The organism is Acinetobacter tibetensis, from assembly GCF_023824315.1.
In the GTDB taxonomy this organism is placed as follows: domain Bacteria; phylum Pseudomonadota; class Gammaproteobacteria; order Pseudomonadales; family Moraxellaceae; genus Acinetobacter; species Acinetobacter tibetensis.
In genome coordinates, this window is sequence record NZ_CP098732.1 from 540,420 (window position 1) to 560,929 (window position 20,510).

General features: G+C 39.3%; 23 protein-coding genes and 1 pseudogene. 19 read left to right on the top strand and 5 right to left on the bottom strand.

The genetic code is table 11. The features are described 5' to 3' along the window. The first annotated feature begins 6 nt into the window (after positions 1-6). The 3 genes from M5E07_RS02590 to M5E07_RS02600 all read left to right on the top strand — a co-directional run bounded on the left by M5E07_RS02590 (position 7) and on the right by M5E07_RS02600 (position 3,186). Positions 7-810 (top strand): hypothetical protein, encoded by an 804-nt coding sequence (locus tag M5E07_RS02590; protein ID WP_252221592.1) that lies wholly within the window; start codon positions 7-9, stop codon positions 808-810. A gap of 63 nt (positions 811-873) precedes the next feature. After that, positions 874-1,650 carry a tRNA threonylcarbamoyladenosine dehydratase gene (locus M5E07_RS02595; protein WP_252221595.1) on the top strand — a complete coding sequence of 259 codons (777 nt, stop codon included), beginning with the start codon at positions 874-876 and terminating at the stop codon, positions 1,648-1,650. A gap of 645 nt (positions 1,651-2,295) precedes the next feature. Continuing rightward, on the top strand, positions 2,296-3,186 hold the full coding sequence (locus M5E07_RS02600; protein WP_252221600.1) for a LysR substrate-binding domain-containing protein: 891 nt from the start codon (positions 2,296-2,298) through the stop codon (positions 3,184-3,186). A 75-nt stretch (positions 3,187-3,261) separates the two neighbouring features. On the opposite strand, the gene dusA is transcribed toward M5E07_RS02600, so the two are convergent. Further along, on the bottom strand, positions 3,262-4,278 hold the full coding sequence (gene dusA, locus M5E07_RS02605) for a tRNA dihydrouridine(20/20a) synthase DusA (RefSeq protein WP_434087792.1): 1,017 nt from the start codon (positions 4,276-4,278) through the stop codon (positions 3,262-3,264). A 118-nt stretch (positions 4,279-4,396) separates the two neighbouring features. On the opposite strand from dusA, the pseudogene M5E07_RS16380 reads away from it, so the two are divergent. The 3 genes and pseudogenes from M5E07_RS16380 to M5E07_RS02620 all read left to right on the top strand — a co-directional run. Then, a pseudogene (locus tag M5E07_RS16380) lies at positions 4,397-5,075 on the top strand (integrase); the annotation flags it as partial. Further along, the gene (locus M5E07_RS02615) at positions 5,055-5,243 is read left to right on the top strand and encodes a zf-HC2 domain-containing protein (RefSeq protein ID WP_252223661.1); all 189 of its coding nucleotides are present in this window, start codon (positions 5,055-5,057) and stop codon (positions 5,241-5,243) included. The pseudogene M5E07_RS16380 and the gene M5E07_RS02615, both read left to right, overlap by 21 nt. 217 nt (positions 5,244-5,460) lie before the next feature. Continuing rightward, positions 5,461-5,688, top strand: a complete 228-nt coding sequence (locus M5E07_RS02620; protein WP_252221606.1) for a hypothetical protein — start codon at positions 5,461-5,463, stop codon at positions 5,686-5,688. Between the two features lie 388 nt (positions 5,689-6,076). Here M5E07_RS02620 and M5E07_RS02625 read toward each other — a convergent pair whose 3' ends face one another. After that, positions 6,077-7,045 (bottom strand): GlxA family transcriptional regulator, encoded by a 969-nt coding sequence (locus M5E07_RS02625; protein ID WP_252221609.1) that lies wholly within the window; start codon positions 7,043-7,045, stop codon positions 6,077-6,079. A 132-nt stretch (positions 7,046-7,177) separates the two neighbouring features. Here M5E07_RS02625 and M5E07_RS02630 point away from each other — a divergent pair, with 132 nt between their 5' ends. The 10 genes from M5E07_RS02630 to M5E07_RS02675 all read left to right on the top strand — a co-directional run bounded on the left by M5E07_RS02630 (position 7,178) and on the right by M5E07_RS02675 (position 14,845). Beyond that, positions 7,178-8,062: an MBL fold metallo-hydrolase gene (locus M5E07_RS02630; protein ID WP_252221612.1), complete on the top strand. Its 885-nt coding sequence runs from the start codon at positions 7,178-7,180 to the stop codon at positions 8,060-8,062. Between the two features lie 105 nt (positions 8,063-8,167). Continuing rightward, the gene (locus M5E07_RS02635; RefSeq protein WP_252221628.1) at positions 8,168-8,593 is read left to right on the top strand and encodes an ester cyclase; all 426 of its coding nucleotides are present in this window, start codon (positions 8,168-8,170) and stop codon (positions 8,591-8,593) included. 83 nt (positions 8,594-8,676) lie between these two features. After that, positions 8,677-9,219 (top strand): cysteine hydrolase family protein, encoded by a 543-nt coding sequence (locus M5E07_RS02640; protein WP_252221631.1) that lies wholly within the window; start codon positions 8,677-8,679, stop codon positions 9,217-9,219. A gap of 198 nt (positions 9,220-9,417) precedes the next feature. Continuing rightward, positions 9,418-9,852: an arsenate reductase (glutaredoxin) gene (arsC, locus tag M5E07_RS02645; protein WP_252221634.1), complete on the top strand. Its 435-nt coding sequence runs from the start codon at positions 9,418-9,420 to the stop codon at positions 9,850-9,852. Between the two features lie 57 nt (positions 9,853-9,909). Next, a complete protein-coding gene (locus M5E07_RS02650) occupies positions 9,910-10,230 on the top strand; it encodes a metalloregulator ArsR/SmtB family transcription factor (RefSeq protein WP_252221639.1) in 321 nt (106 codons plus the stop codon). A 6-nt stretch (positions 10,231-10,236) separates the two neighbouring features. Continuing rightward, the gene (locus M5E07_RS02655; protein WP_047428623.1) at positions 10,237-10,710 is read left to right on the top strand and encodes an arsenate reductase ArsC; all 474 of its coding nucleotides are present in this window, start codon (positions 10,237-10,239) and stop codon (positions 10,708-10,710) included. Between the two features lie 7 nt (positions 10,711-10,717). Beyond that, positions 10,718-11,761, top strand: coding sequence for an ACR3 family arsenite efflux transporter (gene arsB, locus M5E07_RS02660; RefSeq protein ID WP_116761318.1), 1,044 nt, complete (start codon positions 10,718-10,720; stop codon positions 11,759-11,761). Between the two features lie 5 nt (positions 11,762-11,766). Beyond that, positions 11,767-12,471 carry an arsenical resistance protein ArsH gene (arsH, locus tag M5E07_RS02665; protein ID WP_252221655.1) on the top strand — a complete coding sequence of 235 codons (705 nt, stop codon included), beginning with the start codon at positions 11,767-11,769 and terminating at the stop codon, positions 12,469-12,471. 156 nt (positions 12,472-12,627) lie between these two features. Further along, on the top strand, positions 12,628-13,695 hold the full coding sequence (locus tag M5E07_RS02670; protein WP_252221658.1) for an ArsO family NAD(P)H-dependent flavin-containing monooxygenase: 1,068 nt from the start codon (positions 12,628-12,630) through the stop codon (positions 13,693-13,695). A 505-nt stretch (positions 13,696-14,200) separates the two neighbouring features. Continuing rightward, the gene (locus M5E07_RS02675; protein ID WP_116761322.1) at positions 14,201-14,845 is read left to right on the top strand and encodes a HEPN domain-containing protein; all 645 of its coding nucleotides are present in this window, start codon (positions 14,201-14,203) and stop codon (positions 14,843-14,845) included. A 61-nt stretch (positions 14,846-14,906) separates the two neighbouring features. On the opposite strand, the gene M5E07_RS02680 is transcribed toward M5E07_RS02675, so the two are convergent. Both M5E07_RS02680 and M5E07_RS02685 read right to left on the bottom strand, forming a co-directional pair. Then, positions 14,907-16,115 carry an MFS transporter gene (locus M5E07_RS02680; protein ID WP_116761324.1) on the bottom strand — a complete coding sequence of 403 codons (1,209 nt, stop codon included), beginning with the start codon at positions 16,113-16,115 and terminating at the stop codon, positions 14,907-14,909. A 21-nt stretch (positions 16,116-16,136) separates the two neighbouring features. Continuing rightward, entirely contained in the window at positions 16,137-16,559 is a 423-nt protein-coding gene (locus M5E07_RS02685; protein WP_252221661.1) for a RidA family protein, read from the bottom strand. 68 nt (positions 16,560-16,627) lie between these two features. Here M5E07_RS02685 and soxR point away from each other — a divergent pair, with 68 nt between their 5' ends. Beyond that, on the top strand, positions 16,628-17,155 hold the full coding sequence (gene soxR, locus M5E07_RS02690) for a redox-sensitive transcriptional activator SoxR (protein WP_228157537.1): 528 nt from the start codon (positions 16,628-16,630) through the stop codon (positions 17,153-17,155). Between the two features lie 32 nt (positions 17,156-17,187). Here the strand turns inward: soxR and M5E07_RS02695 are convergent, their stop codons facing one another. After that, entirely contained in the window at positions 17,188-18,114 is a 927-nt protein-coding gene (locus M5E07_RS02695) for a DMT family transporter (protein WP_252221664.1), read from the bottom strand. Positions 18,115-19,044: 930 nt separating this feature from the next. Between M5E07_RS02695 and M5E07_RS02700 the strand changes: the two genes are divergently transcribed. Together M5E07_RS02700 and M5E07_RS02705 are read left to right on the top strand one after the other, a co-directional pair. Then, a complete protein-coding gene (locus M5E07_RS02700) occupies positions 19,045-20,172 on the top strand; it encodes a Re/Si-specific NAD(P)(+) transhydrogenase subunit alpha (protein WP_116761330.1) in 1,128 nt (375 codons plus the stop codon). 11 nt (positions 20,173-20,183) lie between these two features. After that, positions 20,184-20,507 (top strand): proton-translocating transhydrogenase family protein, encoded by a 324-nt coding sequence (locus M5E07_RS02705; RefSeq protein ID WP_116761332.1) that lies wholly within the window; start codon positions 20,184-20,186, stop codon positions 20,505-20,507. The last annotated feature ends 3 nt before the right edge of the window (positions 20,508-20,510 follow it).

Consider the following 20,510-nt stretch of genomic DNA (forward strand, 5'->3'; position numbering starts at 1 on the left):
GAATTTATGTTGAAATTTTTATTGGCAGGATGTGTATGCCTATTTCCAGTTTGGGGCCATGCAAAACCGCAAGCCCAGATATTAAAACCACAAAAAATTACCCAAGCACAGCGAGAAAGTATTTGTTCTCAGCTCAAGATTTCCTGTGAGACTGCTGCCACATGGCAACTTTATCAGGTTCCGAATCAGCCTAAACATCATTATGTGATTGCCAAATTGAAACTCTTTGAGCTAGAAAAAAATGCACAAAGTTATCAATTACGCAATCATTGGGATTTTTCAGATTACCGACCACTGACGCAGAATCCACATTGGACTGTGGATGGCCCTGTCGCACCAGAAGATTTACTGGATGAGCAAGGTCATTTTGTGCGAGCCGATGCTTTACATCTTTATCCAGTGTTATTTCCAGTCAATGATGCCGATTACAGCATTGCCCTGATTCAGCGTTGGGATGAAATGTACTCAGGTGGGGGCATGACGGAAGAAGTGGCGGACTTTCTACAGCTCAATCCTCAGGGCAAATACCAACAGATTTTTCAGAATATTCCATTTTCTGTCTCAAGAATGATTCGAGCCTGTTTCTCGGAACAAGATTATGCCCAGTCAGGGGAACATTGTCATGACCTCGAAAAATTGGTACTGAATATTGAATATCTACAAGCGAATACGTGGCGTATGAAATATCACTATATTCGCACTTTGTCGCCATCTTCAGATCAACTGCCCATGAATCAACGTAAGACTTATGTATTGAATGCAAATAAAGCTGATGCAATCCAGTTCCCAAGTGCTTGGACTGAATATTAATCCGCAACTTTTAAATTGGATTTGATAAAATGCTCGCGATAATTTTTCTGATTTGATCTCCCTATGACTGATTTACTCCTAGATGATGAATATGAGCGCCGTTTTGCAGGTGTAGCCAAAATTTATGGTGAGGATACATTTAGTCATTATGAGAAAAGCCATGTCATGGTGATTGGAATTGGCGGTGTTGGTTCTTGGGCGGTGGAAGCTTTGGCGCGTACTGGTGTAGGAGAGCTGACTTTGGTCGATATGGATGTGGTTGCTGCATCAAATATTAATCGTCAATTACCTGCAATGACCTCAACATTGGGCTGTGAAAAAATTGAAGTCATGGCAGAACGCTGTCGTTCAATTAATCCGAAAATTAAAATTAACCTGATCGATGATTATTTAACCCCAGATAATGTCAAAGAATTATTAAGCAATGCCCCTGATTTAATTCTGGACTGCATTGATGATGTCAAAGCCAAGTTGGCACTGATGTTACATTGCCGTTTTAATAAAATTCCGTTAATTGTTTCGGGAGGAGCAGGCGGTAAGCTTGATCCACTGAAAATTCGGGTCGCAGATTTATCTAAAACGGAACAAGACCCAATGTTGGCAAAATTACGCACACAACTTCGTTCTAAAGGCATTTGTAAAAAACCAAAAGAAAAGTTTGGGATTACCTGTGTGTATTCGATTGATAATCCATTTTCCAGCGCCGATGTGTGCCCAAGTGCTGGTTTGCGCTGTGGGGGCTATGGTTCGGCGGTCGTAGTGACGTCTAGTTTTGCCATGATTGCAGTTGCAGAAGTACTGAAAAAATTAGATCACATCAAAGCGAAGCAAAAAGACTAATTTTAGGTTTAATTGGGCGACATCAATCAATTTATTTATGTCGCCCATAGATGATAAAAAATTTAAATGAATAGAAAAAAGAATTTTTTTAAATTATCTGATTCTTAAAAATAAAAACGCCTGTCAATGAATTGAAAAACGTGGTGCAAGAGAACATCTTTTTAAAAAAGATGCTGTTTTGAGATACAACATTACAAGGAAATGTATTGAGTATCTTGATGATTTTAACTCAGAAAAACCTCATGTCGCACCAATATAGAAAAGCATACTTTAGTGAAATCTGGCATACGCCTAGAATCAAATTTTTTTGCACAATTATAGATGGTCATGGGTTTGCTAGAGATCGTAAACAGTCGAGACTTTTTCTATGCCAAGCCAAATGAATATAGCTGAAGCCTCGATATCATCAGTCTTGTAAAGAAATTAATTCAAGTGGCTGCGTACTTTTTCCGGTTCGTTTCGCAATAAAACCATCATAAAGATGGAGTAAAACCAAAGCGCTGATAATGCAAACTAACACCAGTATTTGTTTGGATAAACTCATGTTTTTTCTCTTATCGAAGTCTCTTTAAGTCAAGTGTAGTTAAATTAATTGATCTCATCTAATATAGAAAAAATAAGGTTTAATCTAATTTTGAGATGATAATGGCAACACTTAAGCAATTTAATTATCTGATTAGCATTGTCGAGGAGGGCGGCTTTATCGCGGCTTCTGAAAAGTTATTCATTGCCCAATCTGCTTTGAGCCGACAGATCAAGCTTTTGGAAGAAGAAGTTGGATTTGAAATTTTTGATCGGGCTGATAAAAAAATAAAACTCACTAAAGCGGGGCAATTTTTTTATGCTCAGCTTAAAAATAATGTATTGAACTTAGAACATATTATTGAAAATTCTAAAGATATCGCAAATGGGAAAAATCGACTCATTAAAATTGCACACTCAAGTACCATTACAATGAGCTTGGAAAAAGTCAAAGTGTTTGACCAAGCTTCAAAGGATCTCGAGGTTCATTTTGAACTCAATACTTTATCCTCAGAAGATCAGGTTCTAGCGCTCAAGACGGGTCATATTGATGTCGGTTTTATTCGCCCACCTGTTTTAAATCACCTTGATGAGTTACATATGGTAAAGCTCTACCATGAGCCATTATATGTCGCGTTACATCTAAACCATATGTTAGCCATAGAAAAAAGCATCAAAATTCAGCAGTTAAGGCATGAAAATTTTGTCTCGACACCGCATGCTGAACGGGGTGGACTGAGTTATTTAGTCTCAAACCTTTGTCTCAGTGCAGGTTTTACCCCAAAGAAAGCGCCCATTCAATCCCGTAAAGTGTCCCAACTTCAATTGGTTGCTGCTGAAATTGGAGTTTGTATTGTTCCTGAAGAATTTACAGAGATTTTGCCAGAACAGGTGAAGCTCATTCCTTTGCAGGCTGCAAATAGCTTGTCCGATGTGGTGATGGTATGGAGTCAAAATGCAGATGAGGTGATACAGAAAAGTACTGAGTATTTGCTGCATCATTTACAACGATGATCTCGACAGATCATCGTTGTATTCAAAAGATTGGCATAATGCAGAATTTTTGATGGGTTAAATATTTAATGGCGATTAAACCGACTGTTCTTTTAAGTAATCCTCAGTGCGTTGCATTGCTTCTTTGATGTTGATAATTGCATTTTCTACATCTGCAAAAGTCTTGGCATTACCTCCACTTAAAGCTTGACGCCACTTTCGAGCACCCGGAAGGTTTTGAAATAATCCCAGAATATGACGGGTGATAATCGATAAAGGAGCACCCTCAGCCATACGCTGAGCAATATAAGGCAGCATTTGATCGATGATATCAAAACGATTAGGCAGGTCTAAATTCCACAATTGACCCAGTTCTGCCAAAAGGTACGGATTGTGATAGGCCTCACGACCAATCATCACACCATCCACATGTTTGAGATGTTCTTGTGTTTCAGCAAAGGTTTTGATCCCGCCGTTAATTTCAATCAGTAGATTTGGGCGTTCTTGTTTGAGTCGATAGACATCTTCATAACGCAGCGGTGGAACTTCACGGTTTTCTTTTGGAGATAAACCCTGCAATAACGCAATACGCGCATGTACGATAAAATTATCACAACCTGTTTTGGCCACTGTATCGACAAAATGCAGCATTTCTTCATAAGAGTGCATATCATCAATGCCGATACGATGTTTCACGGTGACAGGAATATTTACTGCATTGCGCATTTCAGCGATACATTCTGCAACGAGGTCAGGTTCTGCCATGAGGCAGGCACCAATTTTATTGTTTTGTACACGGTCACTTGGGCAGCCAACGTTTAAATTGACCTCATCATAGCCCCAGTCTTGTGCCATCTTTGTGCAAGTGGCTAAGTCTTTAGGATTGGAGCCGCCGAGTTGTAAAACGATTGGATGTTCTTGATTGTTAAAATCTAAATGGCGTTTGGCATCGCCAAAAAGAATGGCACCAGTAGTGACCATTTCGGTATATAAAATCACATTTGGATTAAATAAACGGGCAAAGAATCGATAGTCCTTGGTGGTCCAATCCATCATCGGGGCAACACTGATTCGCGGAGATTGAGTGTTTTCAATGTTTTTGTTAATAGTCATTAAAAATCATACCTTTAATCTATATTTCGCAACCTGCGCGAATCTGTTTAAACCTGTGTTTAGGTGGGTTAATCGGTTTGCATTTACACCATAATCAAAACAATCTGTGGTGTAAATTATGGGGTTAATGACAGCAAAGAAAGGTGCAGAGGGTAAAGTGAATTATCGTACTGCGATTCGAATCAATCGAAAGGGCTTTCCTACTTTTTCTGAAAGTAAAGTATTTCATTCAAAAACATTGGTTGAAAACTGGGTTAAGAAACGAGAAGTCGAAATCCAATAAAATCCTGATATTTTGCTTGGCAAAGAAAAGCTGATTGATCTGACCTTATCAGATGCCATAGATAAATATTTGGATGAAGTCGGGAGCGAGTACGGAAGGACGAAACGCTATTCTCTGCTCTTAATTAAGAAGCTACCAATCGCGCGCAATATTACCACAAAAATAAAATCAGTACATTTGGCCGAGCATGTTGCTTTAAGGAAGGGGGGAGATCCCTGATCTCGAACTTGAACTGATCGCGACTAGTACGCAGCAACATGAGCTTTTACATATCCGTGGGGTGCTTTCTCATGCTGCTGTTATGTGGGAAATGGATATTGATTTAAATGGGTTCGATAAGGCTACGGCTCAGTTAAGAAAAACACGCCAAATATCTTCCAGTCAAAAAAGAGACCGACTTCCTTCAACGGATGAGCTGATTGGATTGACGAAGTATTTTACAGAGCGATGGAAGCTAAACCGTTATGGTTCTAAGTTGATTATGTGGTTTGCTATTTTCTCATGCAGACGTGAAGTCACCCCATTATTATCTGAAAGATTAGACAGACCACTTCTGTTTCGAGAGCAGACTAATTTACAACTTCATTTGTTGGCATGCCGTTCATGTCGTCATTATGGAAAACACGTCAAAACACTCAGTCAGCTTTCCAAAGCGTTTAAAAAGTTTGATGATGGTAAGTAGGTCATGACTGCTGTTTCAAAATAACAATACCTCAGGCCAAGTTAATATGATTAATGTAAAAAAACCATTACTTCGAGTTTGAGATTTTGTACGTGAATGATGATGTTTGTTTTATAAAATCTCTATGTTTTTTAAAGAAAAATATTTTATATCGGTTTTTTTCTTTGTGATTATTTTGTATATTTAATGATCAAATTAACATTGTGAAGAGGGTGGTATGTATAACTTTTCGGTAAGTGATCTAGACCAAATCATTGAAAATACGCTGAATGAAAATAAAAAGATCAGTAAAATGTTGATGGGATATAAGCTATTTCATGCGTTAATGAATGATCCTAAGTTTCATGCAGAAGTGACCAATTCAGCTTTAAGTGCGACGAAAAGAAAATATAAGAATCTAAAAATCAAAATCACGACGGATGAATACCAGCTACACTTTGAGTAAAATCATGTGCTTGAATAAAGAATCGTGGACTCAAACTGCAACATTAAAATTATGAGTGCCTACTTTTCTACTGTGAAAAAATTCGATAAGATAACAATCCATTATTTTTTTGTGCTCTATATGCGCCCCCGAATACGAAAGTTCTTACATTCCTTTTATTCAACACCAAATTCAAAAGTTCTCGAAATGAAATATAACTTAAGCAGTTATAGTGATTTGGACTTACTCAAAAAAATTCAAAAATCTAGCTGCCAGAATCTTAGAACAGCCATTTGCAGCATCTTATCTGAGCGTGGTTATACCCCCGCTGAAATCTCGCTGTTAACCGTCGAATCGCCTTAATGTAAAAGCCCTCCATGCTGAACTGTTAAAATTACAAATATTTTACTTAGAGCTGATGATCTTCACTCGTGATCCCAAAAGCTTTTCTCCATGCCTGAGGGCTAATGCCATATTTTTCACGAAAATTTTTTCGAAATGACACGGTATTATTAAACCCTGAAAGCTCGGTTATCTTTTCGATAGACAAATTTGTACTTTCTAAGAGTTCACAGCTTAATCTGATTCTTTCAGTATTGAGCCAATCAACTAAGGTCATGCCCGTAGCTTTCTTAAAATGTCGTGTGAACGTCCTACGTGTCATATTTGCCCGTTCAGCTAGGCCTTCAATATTATGTTGAATAGCTAAATTCTTTCTTAAAAAATCAAGTAAGAGATTAATTTGTGCATTCTGGCTCGACTTTGCCACAGGCTGTTCAATAAATTGAGCTTGTCCACCTTCACGATGAGGTGGGATCACCATTACTCTAGATACTTTATTTGCAATTTGTGCATTATAGATTTCACGTACCAAGTACAAACAGCAGTCTAATGCTGCACCTGTTCCAGCAGAGGTTACGACTCTTTGGTCTTCTACATACAGAGCATCACGATCAAGCTGAACCTGTGGAAATCGCTCACTAAAATCTTGTTCAGCCATCCAGTGCGTAGCTGCTTTTTTATGGTCAAGTAAACCAGCATATGCCAATGCATAAGTTCCATAGCATAACCCTACGATTCTAATTCCATTCTGATATGCCCAATTGAGGCTATCAATCAGTATTGGTTCAGGTTTGTGATTAAAATCATCCCACCCCGGAATAATAATAAGATCCGACTCTTTAATGAGTTCGATCCCACCATCAGGAATAATCATCATAGATTGTTCTGTTTTTACAGGCTGACCATCTATAGAAAAAATTTTAAGATCAAATAAGGGTTTATCTTCAATTTTGATATTGAAGATAATGTGGGGGATAGAGAAGTGAAATGGATTTATATTGGGATAAACGAACAATCCAATCACTGGTATAGCCATTCAACCGACCTCTCTAAAATAATGAATATAGCATATTGTCCCAATAGTTTCGATGATTGTCCTTAAGGACAATTTTTTTGTTTGATGATTTCTATCATGATTCAAGTATGACTCAATGATTGGATCTAGAACATGAATAAAATTTTAAGTCGCTCTGTTATTGCACTCTCTCTGGCAATGGCTTCAGTTCATTTATATGCGAATGATAAGGTGGTTCAGCGAGATACCTCTAAAGTGACGCATATACAAGAAATTCGCAATGCAACGATTAAAGTCACCTATGCCGATACGACTTTTTTAATTGACCCAATGTTTGCGCAAAAAGGCTTCTATGAAGGTTTTCCTGATACTCATCGTAGCTATTTACGCAATCCATTGGTCGATTTACCTGTCAAGCCTGAAACGATTTTAGAAGGTGTAGATGCGGTAATCGTGACCCATACACATTTAGATCATTGGGATGATGCAGCGCAAGCCACGATTCCGAAAAATATGCCTGTTTTTGTACAAAACAAACAAGATCAAAAAACCATTCAATCACAGGGTTTTAAAGATGTTCGTATTCTGACTCAAACAACGTTTGAAGGCATTAAGCTGACTAAAATTGGTGGTCAACATGGTACGGATAAAATGTATAGCAATCCTGAGCTAAAAGCTCTTTTAGGTGAAGCAATGGGTATGGTATTTGAAGCGACAGGACATGAAACGGTTTATGTGGCGGGTGATACCATTTGGCGTCCTGAAGTTGATCAAGCAATTCAATCCTTTAAACCAGATGTAATTGTATTAAATACAGGTAACGCTTTGGTTAATGGCTTTAACGAGTCCATTATTATGGGCAAAGAAGATACTTATCGCGCAACTCAGAAAGCACCAAATGCCAAAGTGGTTGCTGTTCACATGGATGCCATTAATCACATGTCGGTAACACGTGCTCAGCTTGCAGAATATGTAAAAAATAAAGGTATTCAAGACAAAGTTTTAATTCCACTAGATGGTGAAACGCTTTCTTTTTAATTCAACACATCCAACTTCACTTTTAAGGCAGCATAGTATTCATTTCCCTAAAATAAAAATGGTGAATGAATTCTATGTTGGCTAAGATATTTGAATGAGCAAATAATGAATACTGAAATCATTACCAATAAAGAGTTGGCCCAACAATTTTACGAACATTTACAAAATGAAGACTATGAAAGTGCAGCACAATTATGCCATGAAGATTTCATATTCTATTTACAACTAGATACCCCTATTCATGGTACAGATGGTTTTATTGTGTCTGAAAAAGCGAATTTTGATGCCTTCAAGGGATTTAAATTTACTGTTGAGAAGATATTCGCAGAAGATAATTACGTTGCTGTATTTATGATTTTTGATGGATATCATTCAGAAAAGCTTATGGATATTGAACCAACAGGGAATCGTGTTCGACTTTCTCTAATGATGCTACTTCAAATCAAAGATGGAAAGATTCTTGAAAAAAGAGCTCATTTTGATAAGGCGGATGTTTTAAGACAATTAACGACTCCTCCAATGGTTAGTTAATCTATGGCGTAAAAAACGCTTCTTTCTAATTCTGTTTTAAACAATCAGAACAAAATAAATGTTAGTTAAATAAAGGAAAAGATATGTCAAAATCAGCTTTATTAGTGATCGACTTACAAAATGAGTATCTACCTACAGGTAAATTACCATTGGTAAATATTGAACAAGCTGCTGCTAATGCAGTGAAAGTAATTGCGAAAGCCCGTCAAGATGGTACTCAAGTGATTCATGTCCAGCATATTGCGAATGCTGAATCGCCTATATTTCAACCTGACTCAAACGGTATTGAATTTCAGGACACAGTTAAGCCACAAGCAGATGAAACTGTGGTCATTAAAAATCACATCAATGCATTCTTAAACACGAATCTCAAAGAAATTTTAGATAGCAATCAAGTGACGGAGCTAGTCGTGATTGGTGCTATGAGCCATATGTGTGTTGATGCTGCTGTACGTGCTGCTTCTGACTTTGGTTATAAGGTAAGGGTTATTCATGATGCTTGTACAACGCTAGACCTAGAATTTAATGGCGTTAAAGTACCTGCTGGGCATGTTCATGCAACATTAATGGTCGCTTTTGAATTTGCATATGCTCAAGTGATATCAACTGAAGATTATGTTAGCTAAAGATTAAGATTTTCTAAAATTAACTTTATGCTAAATCTAAAATTAGACCATAAAAAGCCTGATTATTTATCAGGCTTTTTATATTGTTTGCTCATTGTACTAGACAAAATGGTAATGCTTTAAAAATAAAATATGGAATTGCATATATATGTTTATTCGTATATAAATATATTCAAAGATTCGATTGAGTTTGAGTAAATGACTGCTACTCCAAAAGTTAAGATTTATCACAACCCTGAATGTGGTACATCACGCAATACACTGGCGTTAATCCGTAATGCCAATATTGAACCTGAAGTGATTGAGTACCTTGTAACACCTCCATCTAAAAATGAACTGATTCAAATGATTGCGGATGCGGGTTTAACCGTGCGAGAGGCAATTCGTAAGAATGTTGCCCCTTATTCTGATCTAGAGTTGGACCGTGAGGATTGGAGCGATGAGCAACTGCTTAACTTTATGCTTCAGTATCCAATTTTAATTAACCGTCCATTCGTGGTGACTGAACGAGGCACTCGTTTAAGTCGTCCGTCAGAACTGGTTTTAGAAATTCTGCCCCTCCCACAAAAGGGTGCTTTCACTAAAGAAGACGGTGAACAAGTGCTGGATGCAAATGGGCAGCGATTGAAATAAAAATTTCATGGATATATGTGAATATTGATATATCCATATGTCAGAGTGAGTGAAAGTATGGATCAAATCAATTTCTTTAAATGTTTGGCTGATGAAACGCGATTCAACATTGTCATGTTGGTTCTTGGAAATAATGAACAGTGTGTTTGTGATTTGACTGAAAAACTACAACTCAGCCAACCCAAGATTTCGCGGCACTTAGCCTTACTGCGTTCTTCGGGGCTTTTACAAGATCGACGTCAAGGGCAATGGGTGTATTACAGTCTCAATCCCAATTTACCTACTTGGTGCTTAGACGTACTTAATACCCTTAAAAATGCCGATTTACAGCCAAAAGTTGCACTATCCTTTCAGCAAATCAATAGTTATTGCGAGTAGAACAAGATGAAATTCCTTTTTTTATGTACTGGAAATAGTTGCCGTAGCATTTTATCTGAAGTGCTTTTTAACAGTCGTGCGCCTGAAGGTTGGAAGGCATACAGTGCTGGTAGTAAGCCGTCAGGACAAGTGCATCCGTTGACCATAGAAACTTTAGAAAATCTTGGTCTTTCAACTGATGGCTTGTGGAGTAAAACCATTGATGACTGTGAACAATATCAACCTGATGTGGTGATTACGGTTTGTGATTCAGCCGCTCAGGAAGCATGTCCGCTCTATTTAGGTGGTGCAATCAAAGCACATTGGGGTTTAGCAGATCCATCACACTTGGATTTACCGAAAGAAGAAAAACTCAAAGCATTCCAAGTCACCGTTGATCATATCAACCGTCGCTTAGATGCATTATTGGCACTCGATACAGCGCATATGTCTCGTCCTGAGTTGATAGCCGCGATCAATCAAATTTCGCATATTGAATGAGATCATCATGGCTCAACAAAGATTATCCTTTCTAGATCGTAACCTCACGCTATGGATTTTTATTGCTATGGCGTTGGGGATTGCAATCGGTGTGTTCTTTCCGCAAGCCTCAGTGGCTTTGGATAAAATGAGTGTGGATTCAGTCAATATTCCGATTGCGATCGGTTTGATTTTGATGATGTATCCACCTTTAGCAAAAGTGGACTATGCCGCGTTGCCACAGGTGTTTAAAGATAAGAAAACGCTGACACTCTCCTTAGTACAAAACTGGCTTATTGCACCTGTTTTGATGTTTGCCTTAGCCATCATTTTTTTACATAGCTATCCTGAATATATGACCGGCTTGATCTTGATTGGTTTAGCACGCTGTATTGCCATGGTTTTGGTTTGGAATGGTTTAGCCTGTGGGGATAACCAATATGTTGCGGCATTGGTCGCCTTTAATAGTATCTTCCAGATTTTATTCTTCAGTACCTATGCTTGGCTCTTCTTGACCTTTTTACCGCCTTATTTTGGTGTTGCAGGACAAGTGATCAATGTTGATTTCTGGACCATTACCCATGCGGTATTGGTGTATTTAGGGATTCCATTTTTTCTTGGCTTTATGACCCGATTCATTTTGGTTCGTACTAAAGGTTTGGCTTGGTATCTAAATACCTTTTTACCCAAGATTAGCCCACTGAGTTTGCTGGCTTTATTGTTTACGATTGTGGCGATGTTTAGCCTTAAAGGGAACGACGTGGTGAGCTTGCCGATGGATGTCTTGCGTATTGCGATTCCATTGACCATTTACTTTATCGTAATGTTCTTCATCAGCTTCTTCATGAGCAAATGGATGGGCAATGACTATGCTAAAACCACCGCCATTTCTTTTACCGCTGCGGGAAATAACTTTGAACTGGCTTTAGCTGTCGCGATTGCAACTTTTGGTTTGGCTTCGCCTGTGGCTTTTACCACGGTGATCGGCCCACTGGTTGAAGTACCCGTATTGATTGCTTTAGTCAGTGTGTCCTTGTGGCTCAGAAAAAAGTTTTTTAAAGCAGAGGTGTAATTTCTATGACTCTCCCAAATGTAGATATGAATCTTTTGGATCAACCGACTTTAGAAAAAGTACAAGCTAAAGAGTTGGATCATCCACCCCGTATTTTGCTGCTGTATGGTTCTAACCGTGAGCGTTCATATAGCCGACTGGCGGTGATGGAAGCAGGACGTATTTTGGAGCAGTTTGGTGCCGAAGTAAAAATCTTTCATCCTAAAGGTTTACCTTTACCTGAAGATGCAGATATGGAACATCCAAAAGCCAAAGAACTACATGAACTTTTGGCATGGTCAGAGGGCATGGTGTGGTGTTCGCCTGAACGTCATGGCTCAATGAGTTCAATCTTTAAATCGCAGATTGATTGGATTCCATTGGCTGGCGGTGCGATTCGCGCAACCCAAGGCAAGACGTTGGCCTTGATGCAGGTGAGTGGTGGTTCGCAATCTTTTAATAGTGTTAATCAAATGCGTATTTTAGGCCGTTGGATGCGCATGATCACCATTCCAAATCAATCCTCTATTCCTAAAGCTTTTTTAGAGTTTGAAGAAGATGGCAGGATGAAACCTTCAGCCTTTTATGATCGAATTGTTGATGTCATGGAGGAACTGTATAAATTCACTTTGCTGACGCGTGGGCAGAGTCAGTACCTCACAAATCGTTATTCAGAGCGGAAAGAATCTGCTGAAGAATTATCTAAGCGTGTCAATCAACGGAGTTTATAAATTTTTAGATGATCAAAGATGTTGAAAAGTATCTTGATCAATTGAGCATTTGAAAAGCTCATTTAAACGCTTGAAAATTGTATGAAATAAGCCCAGTCTGTTGAGCAGGCTGGGTTTTTAATTTTGCTTATGACATTAAAGAATGGGAGAGGTGCTTTGACTCAATTACAAGCAGAAGTCGATGTGGTCATTATTGGTGGTGGTCAGGCAGCCCTTGCTACAGCTTATTTCCTCAAACGTAAGAAAATTCCATTTGTTATTTTGGATGACCAAGCTCAGGCGGGCGGTGCATGGTCACATGCTTGGCAGTCGCTTCGTCTTTTTTCTCCTAATACTTGGAGTTCGTTGTCGGGTTGGATGATGCCAACAACAGAGCAAACCTACCCAACACGAAATGAAGTGATCGACTACTTATCTGCATACGAGCAACGCTATCAATTTCCGATCATTCGTCCTGTACATGTGGATCATATTGAACAAAAAGATGGCTATTTAGATGTGTATGCAGGTGATCAATATTGGCGAGCAAAAGCGGTGGTCAGTTCTACAGGAACATGGAGTCAGCCTTATATTCCACACTATGACGGACATGAGCGATTTGAAGGCTTACAAACGCATTCAGCTCATTATGTAAATCCAGAGCCTTTTATCAATAAAAAAGTGATCGTGGTTGGGGGCGGCAACTCTGGTGCACAAATTCTTGCTGAAGTCTCAAAAGTTGCAGATACCACGTGGGTCACAGTAACACCACCTCAATTTTTATCAGATGATGTTGATGGGCGTGTTTTATTTCTTCGGGCAACGGAACGATTAAAAGCGCAGCAGGAAGGTAAAGTGATCAATCAGCCTGTTGGTGGTCTGGGTGATATTGTCATGATTGACAGTGTCAAAGAGGCCCGTGAACGTGGCGTACTACATAGCCGAGAACCCTTTACCGCATTTGAGGAGCATTCCGTTGTTTGGGCGGATGGTACAACACAAGCTGTAGATGCTGTGATTTGGTGTACAGGATTCAAGGCTTCACTCAATCATTTAAGAAGTCTGGATGTTGTGGAACCTGATCAGACAGTTGCTGTGAATGATGGACGCTGTATAAAAGTAAATAACCTTTGGTTGGTTGGCTATGGTGAATGGACTGGTATGGCATCCGCGACACTCATTGGGGTTTCTAGAACAGCAAGAGCAACGGTAGATGAAATAGCTGCCTATTTGGCTAATAATTAGGGTTATTTTATTTAATCTATCCAAGCCATTATCGGGGCAACAGATATACGTGGACGCTGAGCTATATCAGCATTCGGTTTTAAATCAGACATGAAAGAACCTATCGAATTGTCACCTACACGTTTAAGAACAAAGTGAGAACAAGCAAAACAGAATTTAACTATATGAAGGGTCACTATATATAGTGTAAAAATAGCCTAAAAAAGGCAAGACATAGCCGCCAAGGTTTTGTTAACTGCCTCATAATTCTATTCTTTGCTTATCTATCCACCTGTGCAACAAGCCACAACGCTTGATTTTAGTAAATTGGTTTAAAATTTACTGTCCGCTAAAAGGCATCATGCATGATCAAGGCAGTCCTGTTTTCTGGGCTGCTTTTCTTATTGCGACTGCATCATTTTTAATCCATGTGTATTGAACGCATCCATCCTCGTTTTTTGATTGAGCGTTGTCTGCAAATTGGTTATGGTAAATAGAAGACAACAATAAAGAAATGGAGACGGATATGTTAGTACTCGAAGAAGTATTTAAAAATCAAAAAGCAGAGCATTCCGAAGCCTTTAATTTGCGACTGCATCGAGGGATGAGTTGGTTTAAAAAAGCGATGCTGCTTGATGAAGATCTGGATTTAAAATTTATCAGTTTATGGATTTCATTTAATGCCATTTATGCCCGTGAAGGCATAGTTCTACAACCACAACAAGGTGTGAAGCAATTTTTAACCGCGCTGAGTCAGTTGGATCATGAACACAAGGTGGAATATGTGCTTGAGCATAAAGGTAAGCAAAGCATTCATTTAATTTTAGATAATCCTTATATTTATCAAGGATTCTGGGATTATCAGAACAATAAAATCAGTCAAGCATCTTGGAAAACTGAATTTGAAGCTGAGCAGCGCGTGGTACATCAAGCTTTACAGAGTAGAAAAACGGCGGAAATCTTAACCTTTCTGTTTGCTCGCCTAAATACCTTGCGTAATCAAATTTTACAGGGTGGGGTCAGTTATAATAGTGTGGTGAATCGACGTTATATTGCCGATGGTTGCAATATTCTATCGATGCTTATTCCAATTTTTATGTTTATTCTACTGGAAAATGCCGAGCAACTAGATACGGAAAAACCATTCTATCCGGTTATGCAGGTATCTTAACAAGTTTACATTGCATGAGTCGATGCGATGGTAAAGATGCGTTCGGCTCATGCAAATCTGTTTAAGGCTGAAAAGTTTCACGTGGATTGAGCGGTTTGTTATAGCTGAGAAAATCGATTAAGGCGAAGACAATCGCAGCCACAACCAACAAGATGCCCATCAGACAACTCATGCTCCAACCACCATGATGCCAAGCATAAACGCCTAATGCTGAACCACAGGCTCCACCAATAAAATACATGGTCATATAAATGGAGTTAATGCGAGATTTGGCATCTGGGCGAATGCGGAAAATAATATTCTGATTGCTACTATGCACCACCGCCAAGCCTAAATTAATTAAGCCATAGCCTAAAATATAACTGATGAGGCTATGTCCACCTAAATATAGAAAGTACCAACTGACGGCCATAACGGCACAACCTGACCAAGTGAGCACAGTGGTATAGCCCTGATCCGCTAATTTTCCGACATATTGTGTAGACAGTGCTCCAAATACGCCAATCAGTGGAATCACCCCGACCAGTACATCAGGGAGTTGATAGGTTTTAGACGTGAGCAACAGTGCGATGGTTGAAAATAAAATGCTCATGGCCGCAAAGACAAAGCCACCAATTAAAGAACGTAATATAAGACGACGTTCTTGCTGCAACAATACTCCCATGGACTTAAAGACTTGGGGATAGCTCATTTTAAATGACATCACATAAGGTAAACGTGATTTCAGTAAAAAAGCCAAGATGAGAGTAAAGACACCGCTTAGCGCATAAATTAGTTTCCAGTGAAAAAGGTTGGACACGAGCCCCGCCAAACTGGTCGAAAGTAATAAGCCGACCAGCAAACCACTCATAAGGAAACCAATCACTTCACCTGTTTTTTCAGGTTTTACCGCCATGGTTGCTAATGGAATCAGTACTTGGGCTGCGACGGAAAATAATCCGACGATACTGGTGCCTAACCACAGCATAGGCAGGTTGATGGCAAAGGCACAAATAAATAAACCGATTGCAGCGAAGAACATGAGCAACGGAATAAATTTGGTTTTATTGACCATGTCTCCAATTGGAACAATCAGCAATAACCCCAGCGCATAAGACACTTGGGCAAAAGTAACGGTTAAGGCCACTTGTGACTCAGGCACATTAAAATATTGTTGAATTGAATGAATAAGAGGTTGGCAATAATAGTTTGCACCGGCACAAAGACCACAAGCAACTGCCATGAGCCACAGTAGCGGTTTGTCTTGGCTAATATCACGTGGAGAATTCATAAAGTTCCTTGGCTTGTTCGGTTAATTGCAATAAGCGGTTGCTTCAATTTCAATCAGCATTCCTGGTATGGCAAGACACGGAACAGGAATCAGTGTGCAGGCAGGAAAGTCATGTTGTTTCCAGCGCTTGTGTATTTCCTGAATTAAAAACTGATGTTTCTTGGGACTATGGTCAACCACTAGAATTCTTAAAACAGCAATATCTAAAAATGAAGCATCGGCATGTACAAGTGCATGCTCTAAATTGGTCATGGCTTGACACAATTGCTCTGCAAAATCTTGAGATAAATGTCCTCGTTGGTTTTCACCACCTTGTCCTGAAATGTGAAGTATACGTGAAAAGTGTCTAACTTCAGCCATGTGACTATAGGCAAAAGGGCGCGGATTATAAAGTGTTTTTGGATTCATCAACTCAAATGGAACATGAGATACGCCGTGTTGCATAAAAAATTCTGCCTGTGATTGATTTTTTGTTAGTATCAAAGCTCAAGTTAACTTGAGGTCAAGCTTTTATGGAAGAAAATCAGCAAATAATGTCATCGGCACAGCAGTGGTTGAGTATTGGTGATTTGGCAAAACGCAGTGATGTCAGTGTTGCTGCTGTGCGCTTTTATGAAGAAAAAGAACTGATTTGGAGTGCGCGAACTTCGGGCAATCAACGCCGTTATCAGCGTTCTATGCTAAGACGTATTGCCATTATTAAAGCCGCACAGCAAGTCGGGATTTCATTGCAACAAGTGAAGGTTGCCTTTTCAGCATTACCGAAACAAGGAAATGCCACCAAGCAAGATTGGCAGCAAATGTCACAGCAATGGCAAACCCAGTTAGATCAGCAGATTGTGCATTTATTACAACTGCGACAACAACTGGATTGGTGTATTGGTTGTGGTTGCTTATCCCTAGAGCAATGCCCACTGCGTAACCCAAATGATGTATTGGCTGAAACCTCCGCTGGGGCACATTTTCACGAGCTATTATTGAAGATGAATAGTGAAAATACTGAATGCTCCCTTTCTCCAAAGGATGATGCTTTTCAGTGAAAACCTTTCACAATTATTGGTGCTAGTAGGTATTAGTTAGCAAGCTTTTTCTTTGATAAGGTGATCATCATAATTCCGACAATATTGAGTAAACAACCGATCCATTGCCAAAAATTCAAATGTTCATTTAAAAAAGCGACCGCCAATAAAATGGTTAGGATAGGACCAATCGATGCAATCATGGCAGATTGAGCCGCTCCAAGCCGTGCAATACTTTGCATCAGTAATACGGTAGGAACGACGGTGACAAAAAAGCCCAGTGCCAAGCCATACCACAGTACACCAACAGGGAGCTGTTGTAGCAATAAAATCGGATGGGGAGTGACCCAAAAAAATTGTACCAGTGTGCCAAGACAAGCGGTTGTTAAAGCCAGACCGGTAAAATTCCATGATCCAAATTTTTGAATCAACGTGGGCGTTAGCAATAGATAAGCTGCGAAGGCGATCGCACTGGCAAAAACCAGACTGGCTCCGAGCCAGAAATGTTCTTGAACAGGCGCATGCTGTTGTTCCTGAAGCATGACCAAAACGGTCCCTCCGTAACTGAGCACAATGGCGAGCATACTTTTGACCGAAAGTTTTTGCCGATACAGCACACAAGATGCCAATACCGTTAAAGTAGGGTAGAGGAATAAAATAATGCGTTCTAAAGATGCACTAATATACATTAAGCCTAAAAAATCCAACCAACTGGCAAAGTAGTACCCCATCAGGCCTGCAACCATGAGCAGTCCCCAATCTTTTGCTTGTAAACCTTTGCTCTTTTCCCGATTGAACCAGCAGATGAGTAAAAAGAACGGTAAGGCACAGGCCATACGAATCGCCATCAAGAGCGTGGCATCCACCAGTGGAGATAGGGCATAAGCTTGTTTGATAAAAATCGCTTTGCTACTAAATAAAAAAGCCGCACCAATAGCAAACAAACTGCCGAGTTGGCTGCGAGATAAAGAGAGATTCATGAAAATATAACTTTTTAAAAGATAGGATTGCGACCGATATGCAGTATAGGCTTTTGGTCAGGAAGAGAAAAATGCAAAAAAATGATTAATTATCATACTTTTTTGAATGAAATAAATAAAAATACATATACCAAAGTTATATGAATGCTAGGTGATTTTCTTTAAGTCTTTAAAAATATTTAAGTCTTTGTTTATTTGGTGGGGACTTTCTACAGATTCATTGCAATGATGACTGGACTGAAAGATGACGGTCATGTGATGTGAATAATAAACGACCTAAAATAGTGCAAAACATGTCGAATGAAACATATTGCATCATCAGATTAAATGATTTGAAAAGTTTTTTTTAATTAGATTTTCTGCATTATCCGACTTTGGTCATATTTCATGATTATGCTGAAAATAGTTGTTGATTTAAATAAAGCGAGATTGAGTTGAATTTTGACTTGAGATATTTCTGGAAGAAGTTTCGAATTGAATTCATCGCATTTGGGCGAATGGAAGACGAAATAAATGGTCATCTTGGTCAACTTCGCAGCTAAAAACTAAAAAAATGCCTGAACTTTGTATAGCCTCAGGACTATTTTCTTCACACGGGATTCAAGGGGAATTTTGTCAGAAAAACCAATCCGTTTGATTAAATCACGATGGTTTTAAAAAAAGCAACGAGATTCTGACCCATAAAATAAAACACTTACCAATTGAATAGCGATTCAACACCGCAATGTTCTAGGCAAAACCGGTGAATGATATATCGAACAATTCTTTTTATGAATCATCAGTTCAAAATGAGGGTATTTATTAAATAAATATTGGGTGGTAATTTAAAAAAGTTCAATTAGAATCCAAAATTCAACAAGAACACATCCAGAGGGAACATCGTTTCTAACGGTGTTTGCTAGATAGAGAAAATTAGCTTGAGGAACGCTCATGCAGATCGGAATCCCTACCGAAACTGTCGTCGGTGAAAATCGTGTAGCTGCTACGCCAGAGACAGTAAAGAAATTGATCAACGCTGGTCATAGTGTGGTCATTCAACGTGGCGCTGGTGTAAAGGCTGCTTATATTGACAGTGCTTATGAACAAGTCGGTGCTAAAATTACAGAAGATGCCTATATTGGCAGTCAGATGATTTTGAAAGTTCGCGCCCCTAAGGGTGAGGAAATTCAAAAGTTAGAGCCAAACACCACTGTTGTGGCAATGTTTGACCCTTACCGCAATACCGAATTAGATCAATTTGCATCACAAAACGTGTCTGCATTTGCATTGGAATTATTGCCTCGTACTTTATCTCGTGCGCAAAACATGGATGTATTGTCTTCTCAAGCCAACCTTGCAGGTTATAAATCTGTGCTTTTGGCAGCCGCAGAATATCAACGTATGTTCCCAATGTTAATGACCGCTGCAGGTACTGTTAAACCAGCTCGTATCGTGATTATGGGTGTGGGTGTTGCTGGTTTACAGGCCATTGCGACTGCAAAACGCTTAGGTGCTATTGTGGAAGCAACAGATTTACGTCCAACTGCAAAAGACCAAGTAGAATCTTTGGGGGGCAAGTGGTTAGACGTCCCTATGTCTGATGAAGAAAAGCAAAAAGCTGCCGATGCTGCCAAGAATGGTTATGGCTGGATGCCTGGTGAACAGTACATTAAAGATCAAGCTGCGATTGTGGATAAGGCGGTATCGAATGCAGATATCGTGATTACCACTGCATTATTGCCAGGTCGTGATGCACCTCGTCTTATCCGTGCTGAAACGGTAGCTAAAATGAAACCAGGTTCGGTCATTTTAGATATGGCAGTTGAAACTGGCGGTAACGTTGAAGGTTCTAAAGAAGGCGAAACCGTGATGACTGAAAATGGTGTGAAAATTTTGGGTGTTCCAAATATTCCATCTACAGTGTCGACGGAAGCTTCAGCACTTTATGCACGTAACGTTTTCAATTTTGTCGAAACATTGTTTGATAAAGATAAAAACTTTGTCCTAAATCAAGAAGATGAAATTCAAAAAGCCCTATTGGTCACTCATGGCAGCCAAGTGCTGTTGAAGCGTGCGTAAGGAGATTTCTCATGGTTGAAACAATTACTATTTTTGTCCTTGCCATCTTCGTAGGTTATTACGTGGTGTGGGGCGTTACGCCAGCATTACATACACCACTTATGGCAGTAACCAATGCGTTGTCGTCCATTATTGTGGTGGGTGCAATGATTCAAACTGTAGGGATTCCTGCAATTGGTGTGGATGCGAATGTTGCATTCCAAAGTGTGAATGTGGTGAGCATCTTGGGTGCAGTTGCCGTGTTCTTAGCAAGTATCAATATTTTCGGTGGCTTTGCTGTAACCGCACGTATGCTTGAAATGTTTAAGCCAAAGCAAAAGAAAAAAGAGGGCTAATAT

What these genes read in the sequence shown, in the direction of transcription:
- arsH (WP_252221655.1), top strand. Translation starts at nt 11,767, where the DNA reads ATGACTCTCCCAAATGTAGATATGAATCTTTTGGATCAACCGACTTTA.
- soxR (WP_228157537.1), top strand. Translation starts at nt 16,628, where the DNA reads ATGGAAGAAAATCAGCAAATAATGTCATCGGCACAGCAGTGGTTGAGT.
- M5E07_RS02705 (WP_116761332.1), top strand. Translation starts at nt 20,184, where the DNA reads ATGGTTGAAACAATTACTATTTTTGTCCTTGCCATCTTCGTAGGTTAT.
- M5E07_RS02695 (WP_252221664.1), bottom strand. Translation starts at nt 18,114, where the DNA reads ATGAATCTCTCTTTATCTCGCAGCCAACTCGGCAGTTTGTTTGCTATT.
- M5E07_RS02630 (WP_252221612.1), top strand. Translation starts at nt 7,178, where the DNA reads ATGAATAAAATTTTAAGTCGCTCTGTTATTGCACTCTCTCTGGCAATG.
- M5E07_RS02600 (WP_252221600.1), top strand. Translation starts at nt 2,296, where the DNA reads ATGGCAACACTTAAGCAATTTAATTATCTGATTAGCATTGTCGAGGAG.
- M5E07_RS02650 (WP_252221639.1), top strand. Translation starts at nt 9,910, where the DNA reads ATGGATCAAATCAATTTCTTTAAATGTTTGGCTGATGAAACGCGATTC.
- M5E07_RS02675 (WP_116761322.1), top strand. Translation starts at nt 14,201, where the DNA reads ATGTTAGTACTCGAAGAAGTATTTAAAAATCAAAAAGCAGAGCATTCC.
- M5E07_RS02635 (WP_252221628.1), top strand. Translation starts at nt 8,168, where the DNA reads ATGAATACTGAAATCATTACCAATAAAGAGTTGGCCCAACAATTTTAC.
- M5E07_RS02595 (WP_252221595.1), top strand. Translation starts at nt 874, where the DNA reads ATGACTGATTTACTCCTAGATGATGAATATGAGCGCCGTTTTGCAGGT.
- M5E07_RS02640 (WP_252221631.1), top strand. Translation starts at nt 8,677, where the DNA reads ATGTCAAAATCAGCTTTATTAGTGATCGACTTACAAAATGAGTATCTA.
- M5E07_RS02685 (WP_252221661.1), bottom strand. Translation starts at nt 16,559, where the DNA reads ATGCAACACGGCGTATCTCATGTTCCATTTGAGTTGATGAATCCAAAA.
- M5E07_RS02655 (WP_047428623.1), top strand. Translation starts at nt 10,237, where the DNA reads ATGAAATTCCTTTTTTTATGTACTGGAAATAGTTGCCGTAGCATTTTA.
- M5E07_RS02680 (WP_116761324.1), bottom strand. Translation starts at nt 16,115, where the DNA reads ATGAATTCTCCACGTGATATTAGCCAAGACAAACCGCTACTGTGGCTC.
- M5E07_RS02700 (WP_116761330.1), top strand. Translation starts at nt 19,045, where the DNA reads ATGCAGATCGGAATCCCTACCGAAACTGTCGTCGGTGAAAATCGTGTA.
- M5E07_RS02625 (WP_252221609.1), bottom strand. Translation starts at nt 7,045, where the DNA reads ATGGCTATACCAGTGATTGGATTGTTCGTTTATCCCAATATAAATCCA.
- arsB (WP_116761318.1), top strand. Translation starts at nt 10,718, where the DNA reads ATGGCTCAACAAAGATTATCCTTTCTAGATCGTAACCTCACGCTATGG.
- arsC (WP_252221634.1), top strand. Translation starts at nt 9,418, where the DNA reads ATGACTGCTACTCCAAAAGTTAAGATTTATCACAACCCTGAATGTGGT.
- M5E07_RS02590 (WP_252221592.1), top strand. Translation starts at nt 7, where the DNA reads ATGTTGAAATTTTTATTGGCAGGATGTGTATGCCTATTTCCAGTTTGG.
- dusA (WP_434087792.1), bottom strand. Translation starts at nt 4,278, where the DNA reads ATGACTATTAACAAAAACATTGAAAACACTCAATCTCCGCGAATCAGT.
- M5E07_RS02620 (WP_252221606.1), top strand. Translation starts at nt 5,461, where the DNA reads ATGTATAACTTTTCGGTAAGTGATCTAGACCAAATCATTGAAAATACG.